The organism is Streptomyces sp. (assembly GCF_036524955.1).
Taxonomy (GTDB): Bacteria; Actinomycetota; Actinomycetes; order Streptomycetales; family Streptomycetaceae; genus Actinacidiphila.
Map to the genome: position 1 here is coordinate 1 of NZ_DATDBG010000208.1, position 3,887 is coordinate 3,887.

The following is a 3,887-nucleotide window of genomic DNA, read 5'->3' on the forward strand; positions in this document are numbered from 1 at the left end:
CTGGTACGCGGCGCCATCGGCGCCGTGGTGCTGGTCGACACGAGGCGGCTGGCGGACTGCTTCCCCGCCGTCGACTACTTCGAGAACAGCGGTCTGCCGTTCGTGATCGCCCTCAACGGCTTCGACGGCCACCAGCCGTACCGCCCGGAAGAGGTCCGCGAGGCGCTCCAGATCGGCCCGGAGGCACCCATCATCACCACCGACGCCCGCCACCGCGGCGAGGCGAAAAGCGCGCTGATCACCCTGGTCGAGCACGCGCTGCTGGCACGGCTCAAGTAGGCGTTGACAGCGGCAAGTTGACAGTGTGAAAGCTGCCCGCAACACATGCGGGCGGCGAAGGACAACGGGGACCGGCCATGTCGTGCGACACGGCCGGTCCCCTTCTTCATAACATTTCGGGGGTGTTTCAGGGACCCCGCGAACACGGGTCGCGCTCAGCCGATACCGCAGCGCGTACGCCTGTCATATGGTTTGCCGACACTTGAGGCGTTTGCCCGTTCCACTTCGTCCGGTCGGACACTCGTTCGCATTTTCAGGACGTTTGGCCAGTGCCACCACCACGTGCTGAAATGCGCAGAACCCGAGAGTAGGAACGGCCTTCGTCACGCCGTCGCCGAGAGGTTGTTGGTCCAGTGAGGAACACCAGGCGAGCAGAGGCGGGCACCGGACAGGGCCCGCGGGGGAACTTCACGCCGCCCGGACCCACCGGGGTGCCTCCGGACCCGTTGGCGGCCGAAGCCCCCCGGCCGCGCGATCCAGGTGGCCGTTACACCACGCGCAACTGGCGGATGGCCACCCGGTTGAACGTGATCCTCCTCATTCCGGTCCTCGTCGCCCTCGTCTTCGGCGGCTTCCGCGTCAAGAGTTCGGTGGACACCTGGCAGGCGGCCGACGACGCGGTACGCACCGCCGACCTGGTGCGCGCCGCCTCGACGTACAGCAGCGCACTGATCGACGAGAGGGACGTCTCCGCTGTTCCCCTGCTGGCCGGCCGACGTGACGACCCGTCCGTCCTCGCCGCCCGCGACACCACCGACCAGGCCGCCGACGCCTTCGACCAGGCCGCCGCGCGCATACCGGACGAGGCCGGACTCAGACGGCGGATGGCCAACTTCCGCACCGTGGAGCCCCAACTCGCCTCGCTCCGCAAGGCCGCGTACACCCGGCAGCTCCCCGGCGTGCAGACCGAGGAATGGTACGTCAGGATCCAGCACCCGCTGATGGAGCTGGCCAACGAACTCGGCTACGGCACCAGCAACATCACCGCCTACGGCCGCACGCTCTACGCCGTCTCGCTCGCCAGGGCGGCCGAGTCGCTGACCCGGTCGATCGGCACCCACATCCTGGTCCAGAAGCAGGTCCCGGCGAGGGAACTGGCGCTCCAGAAGACCGCGCTCGGCTCGTACCAGTACCTCCAGGACATCGCACTCGAGGAGTACCACGGCGGCGGCACCCCGGCCGACCAGGCACGGCTGCGGGCCGCGCTGGAAACCGCGCGGAAGAAGGGCGAGGAGCGGATCACCGCCGCCCAGGACCGGGCCGAGGCGGCACACGCGGCGTACGTCGTCCCGCCGGACCTGTCCCGCATGGTCAGCGCGATCGGTGCCCCGGGCAGTACCGCCGCCACGCTGCGCGCCCAGGGCATCACGCCGGCCGCGTACTTCGGGGCCGCCACGCTCACCTTCGACGCCTACCGCTCGGTGGAGGAGCACCTCACCGGCCGGGCGACCGTCGACGCCGGGAAGATCGCCTCCGATGCCAAGCGGGACGCGATCGTCAACTCCGCGATCGTGATGGTCGCGCTGGCCCTCGCCTTCGTCGTGGCGGCCCTGATGGCCCGCGCGATGAGCAACCGCATGCGCCGGCTGCGCGGCGCGGCCTTCGAGATCGCCGGGACCCGGCTGCCGAGCCTGGTCGACCAGCTCTCGCGCACCGACCCGGGCCGGGTGGACACCCGGGTCGCACCGATCCCGATCAACAGCCGGGACGAGATCGGCGAGGTAGCCCGCGCCTTCGACCAGGTGCACCGCGAGGCGGTCCGGCTCGCGGCCGAGCAGGCGCTGCTGCGGGGCAACGTCAACGCGATCTTCACCAACCTCAGCCTCCGCAACCAGGGCCTCATCGAGCGTCAGCTCGCGCTCATCACCGAGCTGGAGAACAGCGAGGCCGACCCGGAGCAGTTGGACCACCTCTTCAAGATGGACCACCTCGCCACCCGCATGCGGCGCAACGGCGAGAACCTGCTGGTGCTGGCGGGCGAGGAGCCGGGCCGGGAGTGGGACCAGCCGGTGCCGCTGGTCGACGTGATGCGCGCGGCGGCCTCCGAGGTGGAGGCGTACGACCGGATCGAGCTGGTCGGCATCCCGGAGAGCGACATCCACGGCAGTGCGGTCGGCGACCTGGTGCACCTGCTGGCCGAGCTGCTGGAGAACGCGACCACGTTCTCCTCGCCGCAGACCCGGGTACGGGTGACCGCGACCCGGCTGCCCGACGGCCGGGTGATGGTGGAGATCCACGACCGCGGTATCGGCCTGACCCCCGAGGACTTCGCGGACATCAACCGCAAGCTGGCCGACCCGCCCACGGTGGACGTCGAGATCGCCAGGCGGATGGGCCTGTTCGTGGTCGGCCGGCTCTCCGACCGGCACGGCATCCGGGTCCAGCTCCGCCCCTCCGGCGAGCAGGCGGGCACCACCTCGCTGGTCATGCTGCCCGAGGCGATCACCCGCGGCGGTGGCGGCGAGGAGCTGAACGGCGGCGCGGCCGACCAGGACTTCACCGTCTCCCGGATCGTCCCCGAACACCCGGCGGGCGCGCTCGGCCTGCCGCGCGAGGAGCGCCGCGCCCAACTGGAGGCCGCCGTCACGGACCGCCAGAAGGAGGTGAGCCTGCCCCAGCAGCGCCAGGAGCCGCCCGCGTACGAGGAAACGTACGCCGAGCCGTACGAGGAACCGTACGCGCAGGGCTTCGTGACCGGCGGCGGTCACGGCTTCGACCAGAGCTACGACCCGGCGTACCAGCAGTCGGCGTACGCACAGGACTTCCAGGACACGGGTTACGGAGAGCCGGGCGGTCACGAGCGGAGCCCCGGCTACCAGCAGGACGGTTTCGCCGGGCAGGGATACGAACAGGGCTTCGAGCAGCCGTACGACCCGGGGTACGATCACCAGACGGAGTTCTCCGGTCACACCCCTGCTCAGGACGGCTGGCCGGCTGCCGAAGCCGAGGTAACGGAATCCGCTCCGCCGCTCCCGCGAGCACCGCGGGAGAGCGTAGTCTCGCCTTCGCTGACGGACGCCGGCCTGCCTCGCCGCGAACGGCAGCAGCGGACCTCGCCGTACCGGGAAGAGCCCGCTCGGGAGTCTCCGGAGACTCCCGGAGCACCCAGCGACATGCCGCAGCCGGAGGAAGACAGCGCCGACTGGCGGTCCACCAACGACGAGCACTGGCAGCGGGCCGAACAGGTCCGCGAGCCCAAGGCAGGCGGGGTCACCCCCTCCGGCCTGCCACGGCGGGTACCCAGGGCCAACCTGGTCCCGGGGGCCGCGACGCAGACCACGCAGGGCGGCCCACAGGTCTCCCGCGCACCCGAGGACGTACGCGGCCGGTTGAGTAATCTGCGGCGTGGCGTCCGGCAAGGGCGCACTGCTGGAACTGACACGAATGGACAGGCCGCCGACAGCGGATTCGGCGGCCCACAGAACCAGGAGCGCTAGTTGAGTCCGATGAGCCAGGCGGCACAGAACCTGAACTGGTTGATCACCAACTTCGTGGACAACACCCCCGGGGTGTCCCACACGGTGGTGGTCTCCGCCGACGGCCTGCTGCTCGCGATGTCCGACGGATTCCCCCGCGACCGCGCCGACCAGCTCGCGGCCGTCGCCTCC

3 protein-coding genes are annotated in these 3,887 nt (G+C 70.6%); all 3 read left to right on the forward strand.

Features of this window, described 5'->3' with window-relative positions; genetic code table 11:
• Positions 1–279: ATP/GTP-binding protein (locus VIW71_RS17025; RefSeq protein ID WP_331623160.1), on the forward strand; the 279-nt coding region annotated here is incomplete at its 5' end.
• Positions 280–788: 509 nt separating this feature from the next.
• Positions 789–3,716, forward strand: coding sequence for a nitrate- and nitrite sensing domain-containing protein (locus VIW71_RS17030; protein ID WP_331623161.1), 2,928 nt, complete (start codon positions 789–791; stop codon positions 3,714–3,716).
• A gap of 9 nt (positions 3,717–3,725) precedes the next feature.
• The coding region (locus tag VIW71_RS17035; RefSeq protein WP_331623162.1) for a roadblock/LC7 domain-containing protein at positions 3,726–3,887 on the forward strand (162 nt) is incomplete at its 3' end.

Bases quoted from the DNA above. Each gene is read 5' to 3' on its own strand.
- VIW71_RS17030 (WP_331623161.1), top strand. From the start codon at position 789: ATGGCCACCCGGTTGAACGTGATCCTCCTCATTCCGGTCCTCGTCGCC.